Origin of the sequence: Kitasatospora sp. NPDC056651, from assembly GCF_042792155.1 — a bacterium.
Classification (GTDB): domain Bacteria; phylum Actinomycetota; class Actinomycetes; order Streptomycetales; family Streptomycetaceae; genus Kitasatospora.
Window position 1 is genome coordinate 14,988 of the sequence record NZ_JBHTWX010000069.1, and the last position, 4,830, is coordinate 19,817.

General features: G+C 72.0%; 4 protein-coding genes. All 4 read right to left on the minus strand.

Translation table 11 applies throughout. The annotated features are described in order from the left end of the window. Window positions 1-73: 73 nt before the first annotated feature. The 4 genes from pgl to tal all read right to left on the minus strand — a co-directional run bounded on the left by pgl (window position 74) and on the right by tal (window position 4,716). Window positions 74-862, minus strand: coding sequence for a 6-phosphogluconolactonase (pgl, locus tag ACFRAR_RS24810; RefSeq protein WP_380700378.1), 789 nt, complete (start codon window positions 860-862; stop codon window positions 74-76). After that, on the minus strand, window positions 859-1,959 hold the full coding sequence (gene opcA / locus ACFRAR_RS24815) for a glucose-6-phosphate dehydrogenase assembly protein OpcA (protein ID WP_380700379.1): 1,101 nt from the start codon (window positions 1,957-1,959) through the stop codon (window positions 859-861). Before opcA ends, pgl begins: the two co-directional genes overlap by 4 nt. After that, a complete protein-coding gene (gene zwf / locus ACFRAR_RS24820; RefSeq protein ID WP_380700404.1) occupies window positions 1,956-3,512 on the minus strand; it encodes a glucose-6-phosphate dehydrogenase in 1,557 nt (518 codons plus the stop codon). The genes opcA and zwf overlap by 4 nt, the downstream gene beginning before the upstream one ends. 61 nt (window positions 3,513-3,573) lie before the next feature. Next, window positions 3,574-4,716, minus strand: coding sequence for a transaldolase (gene tal, locus ACFRAR_RS24825; RefSeq protein WP_380700380.1), 1,143 nt, complete (start codon window positions 4,714-4,716; stop codon window positions 3,574-3,576). Window positions 4,717-4,830 lie beyond the last annotated feature (114 nt).

The following is a 4,830-nucleotide window of genomic DNA, read 5'->3' on the forward strand; positions in this document are numbered from 1 at the left end:
GGCCCCACGGCCGTGCCGGGGGCCCCCTTCGGCGTCCGGCCGGCCCGGTAGGCCCTGCCCGGCCGGACGGGACCTACGCCGAGGCCGGCGGGTAGAGCTGCGGCGGAATCCGCTCCGCGGCGGCGCGGTCCAGCAGCCACAGGGTGCGGCCGCGGCCGTACGCGCCGGAGGCGGGCGCCTGGAGCTCGCCGGGGCCGGACAGGGCCAGCGCGACCGCGCCCGCCTTGTCCTCGCCGGCCGCCAGCAGCCAGACCTCGCGGGCCGAGCGGATCGCCGGGAGGGTGAGCGAGACCCGGGTCGGCGGGGGCTTGGGGGCCCCGCGCACGCCGACCACGGTCAGCTCGGTCTCCCGCACGCCCGGGTGCTCGGGGAAGAGCGAGGCGACGTGGGTGTCCGGGCCGACGCCGAGCAGCAGCACGTCGAAGGCCGGGACGCCGAGCCGGTCGCCCGGCTCGGCGGCCTTCGCCAGCTCCGCCGCGTAGCGGGCCGCGGCGGCCTCCACGTCCGATCCGTCCTCCCCGTCCGAGGCGGGCATCTCGTGCACCCGCGCCGGGTCGAGCGGGACGGCGTCCAGCAGTTCGGCCCGGGCCTGGACGGCGTTGCGGTCCGGATCGGCGGCGGGCACGAAGCGCTCGTCGCCCCACCACAGGTCCAGCCGGCCCCAGTCGACCGCGTCGCGCGCCGGGGAGGCGGCGATCGCGGCCAGCAGGGCGTTGCCGTTGCGGCCGCCGGTGAGCACCACCGACGCGCTGCCGCGGGCGGCCTGGGCGTCCACGATCCGGGTGATCAGCCGGGCCGCGGCCGCCTGGGCCATCAGCTCCTTGTCCCGGTGGACGACCAGCTGCGGGGTCGCGTTGGTCATGCGCCGTCCTTGGTGGTGCGCTTGCCGGAGGCCTTGCGGGCGGGCTTGCGGTCCGCCGCGCCGGCGGTCACCCGCTCCGGGTTGGCCACGGCCGCCTCGGCGGCTTCCTCGACGGCCTCCTCGGCGACCTCCCGGGCGACCCTCTCGGCCGCCGCGGTCTCGGCGTTCGCCGGTTCGAGCAGCTGGTCGACGGGCGTGCGCACGGCCGTCGAGTAGATGTCGTCCGGGTCCAGGCGGCGCAGCTCCTCGGCGATCAGCTCCGAGGTCTCGCGCCGCTTGAGCGCCACCTGGCGGTCCGGCGAACCGGGCATCGACAGGGTGGCCAGCAGGCCGTCCGGGCGGTCCAGGGTGATGTCGCCGTCCTTGGTGCGCAGGTGCACCGCGGTGATGCCGGGGCCGTTGGTGACGACCCGCTCGACGGGCACCTGGAGCCGGTTGGTCAGCCAGAGGCCGAGCAGCTCGACGCTGGGGTTGTAGGACTCGCCCTCGACCACCGCGGAGACGATGCTGGACGGCCGCTGGTCCAGCGCGGCGGCCAGCATCGAGCGCCAGCCGGTGATCCGGGTCCAGGCCAGGTCGGTGTCGCCCGGGGTGTAGGCCTGCGAGCGCTGGGCGAGCTGGCCGACCGGGGACTCGGCGGTGACGGCGTCGGTGATCCGGCGCTGGGCGAGCGAGCCCAGCGGGTCCTGGGCCGGGTGCTGCGGGGCGTTGTCCGGCCACCAGACGACGGTCGGGGCGTCCGGCAGCAGCAGCGGCAGGACCACCGACTGGGCGTGCGCGGCGAGTTCGCCGTGCATCCGCAGGACAACCGTTTCGCCGGAGCCGGCGTCGGAGCCGACCAGGATCTCGGCGTCCAGCCGGGTCTCGGCGCGGGCCCGGGGCGAGCGCCCGGCGCGCTTGATCACCGCGAGGGTGCGCATCGGGTGCTCGCGGGAGGCGTCGTTGGCGGCCTTGAGGGCGTCGTAGGCGCTGCCCTCGTCGGTCACGATCACCAGGGTGAGCACCATGCCGGCGGCACCGGAACCGCGGGCCCGGCGCGCCTCCATCAGCGCGGCGTTGATCTTGCTGGACGTCGTGTTGGTGAGGTCGATCTTCATGGCCGGCGCCAGCTCCTGCCGTCTCGTGCGAGCATCTCGTCCGCTTCGACGGGGCCCCAGGTCCCCGCCGCGTACTGGGCGGGCTTGCCGTGGGTGTCCCAGTACTCCTCGATCGGGTCGAGGATCTGCCAGGAGAGCTCGACCTCCTGGTGGCGCGGGAACAGGTTGGCGTCGCCGAGCAGCACGTCGAGGATGAGCCGCTCGTACGCCTCCGGGCTGGACTCGGTGAAGGACTCGCCGTAGGCGAAGTCCATCGTGACGTCCCGGACCTCGAAGGAGGTGCCCGGCACCTTGGAGCCGAACCGCACCGTCACGCCCTCGTCCGGCTGGACCCGGATGACCAGGGCGTTCTGCCCCAGCTCCTCGGTCGCGTAGGAGTCGAAGGGCAGGTACGGGGCGCGCTGGAAGACGACCGCGATCTCGGTGACCCGGCGGCCCAGGCGCTTGCCGGTGCGCAGGTAGAACGGCACGCCCGCCCAGCGGCGGTTGTTGATCTCCAGCTTGATGGCCGCGTAGGTGTCGGTCTTGGAGTCGGGGTCGATCCCCTCCTCGTCCAGGTAGCCGGCCACCTCCTCGCCGCCCTGCCAGCCGGCCGCGTACTGGCCGCGCACGGTGTGCCGACCGAGGTCGGCCGGGAGCTTGACGGCGCTGAGCACCTTGAGCTTCTCGGCCACCAGCGCCTTCGGGTGGAAGGAGGCCGGCTCCTCGATGGCGGTGAGCGCCATCAGCTGGAGCAGGTGGTTCTGGATGACGTCACGGGCGGAGCCGATGCCGTCGTAGTAGCCGGCCCGGCCGCCGATGCCGATGTCCTCGGCCATGGTGATCTGCACGTGGTCGACGTACGACCGGTTCCAGATCGGCTCGAACATCTGGTTGGCGAAGCGCAGCGCCAGGATGTTCTGGACCGTCTCCTTGCCCAGGTAGTGGTCGATCCGGAAGACCTCGTCCCGGGGGAAGACCTCGTGGACGACCTTGTTGAGCTCCTGGGCGCTCTCCAGGTCGTGGCCGAAGGGCTTCTCGATGACGGCGCGGCGCCAGGAACCCTGCGGAGGGTCGGCCAGACCGTGCTTCTTGAGCTGCTGGACGACCGTGGGGAAGAACTTCGGCGGGACGGACAGGTAGAAGGCGAAGTTGCCGCCGGTGCCCTGGGCCTTGTCCAGCTCCTCGATGGTCTCGCGCAGCTTGTCGAAGGCGTCGTCGTCGTCGAACGTCCCGTGGATGAAGCGCATGCCCTTGGCGAGCTGCTGCCAGACCTCCTCCCGGAACGGGGTGCGGGCGTGGTCCCGGACGGCGTCGTGGACCTCCTTGGCGAAGTCCTCGTCGTCCCACTCGCGGCGGGCGAAGCCGACGAGGGAGAAGCCCGGCGGAAGCAGACCGCGGTTGGCCAGGTCGTAGATGGCCGGCATCAGCTTCTTGCGGGACAGGTCGCCGGTGACCCCGAAGATGACCAGGCCGGACGGCCCCGCGATGCGCGGGAGCCGTCGGTCGGAGGGGTCGCGAAGCGGGTTGACGGGGGCGGACGGGAGGTCATCCGCGTCCGATACCGGTGTCAACTCCGGGAAATCAGTGCTCACTTGATGGGCTCCGCTTTCGTGCGCTGGCTGTGAGCGGGGGTCACTTCTCGTCGGCGAAGGAGGCGAGCGAGGCGGTGACGGTGTCGAGCAGCTCCTTCCAGGACTGCTCGAACTTCTCGACGCCCTCGTCCTCCAGCAGCTGGACGACGTCGTCGTAGTCCACGCCCGCGGCGGCGATCGCGTCCAGCACGGCCTTGGCGTCCGCGTAGTTCGGGACGATGGTGTTCCCGGTGACCACACCGTGGTCGGCGGTGGCGTCCAGGGTGGCCTCGGGCATGGTGTTGACGGTGCCCGGGGCGACCAGCTCGGTGACGTACAGGGTGTCCGGCAGGGCCGGGTCCTTGACGCCGGTGGAGGCCCACAGCGGGCGCTGCGGCTTGGCGCCGGCGGCCTCCAGGGAGCTCCAGCGGGCGCTGGCGGCGGTCTTGCCGTCGACGCTGCCGAAGACCTCCTCGTACGCCTGGTAGGCGAGGCGGGCGTTGGCCAGGGCGGCCTTGGAGCGCAGGTCCTTGGCCTCGCCGCCGATCTTGTCCAGGCGCTTGTCGATCTCGGTGTCCACGCGGGAGACGAAGAAGGAGGCGACCGACTCGATCTGGGAGAGGTCCAGGCCCTTGGCCTTGGCGGCCTCCAGGCCGGTCAGGTAGGCGTCGATGACGGCCTTGTAGCGCTCCAGCGAGAAGATCAGCGTGACGTTGACGCTGATGCCCTTGCCGATGACCTCGGCGATCGCCGGCAGGCCGGCCTTGGTGGCGGGGATCTTGATGAAGACGTTCGGGCGGTCGACCAGCCACCACAGCTGCTTGGCCTCGGCCACGGTGGGGGCGGTCTCGTGCGCCAGGCGCGGGTCGACCTCGATGGAGACCCGGCCGTCGCGGCCGTTGGAGGCGTCGTAGACCGGGCGCAGCACGTCGGCCGCGTCGCGCACGTCCGAGGTGGTGATCATGCGGATCGCCTCGTCGGTGGTGACCTTGCGGACGGCGAGGTCGCGCAGCTGGCCGTCGTACGAGTCGTCGCCGGAGCCGGCGATGGCCTTCTGGAAGATGGTCGGGTTGGTGGTGACGCCCACCACGTGCTTGTTCTGCACCAGTTCGGCCAGGTTGCCGGAGTTCAGCCGCTTGCGGCTGAGGTCGTCCAGCCAGATCGCAACGCCTTCGTCGCTGAGGCGCTTCAGTGCGTCAGTCATGGTGCTCAGTCCCTTTGTTCTTCTGCTTCGTGGGGGTGGTCGGAGGGGCGCCGGCGGCGCCCACGGGCGGGCGGAAAACCCCGGCGGCGAAAAAGCATAGTGGCTAAAAAAAAA

What these genes read in the sequence shown, in the direction of transcription:
- pgl (WP_380700378.1), bottom strand. Translation starts at nt 862, where the DNA reads ATGACCAACGCGACCCCGCAGCTGGTCGTCCACCGGGACAAGGAGCTG.
- opcA (WP_380700379.1), bottom strand. Translation starts at nt 1,959, where the DNA reads ATGAAGATCGACCTCACCAACACGACGTCCAGCAAGATCAACGCCGCG.
- tal (WP_380700380.1), bottom strand. Translation starts at nt 4,716, where the DNA reads ATGACTGACGCACTGAAGCGCCTCAGCGACGAAGGCGTTGCGATCTGG.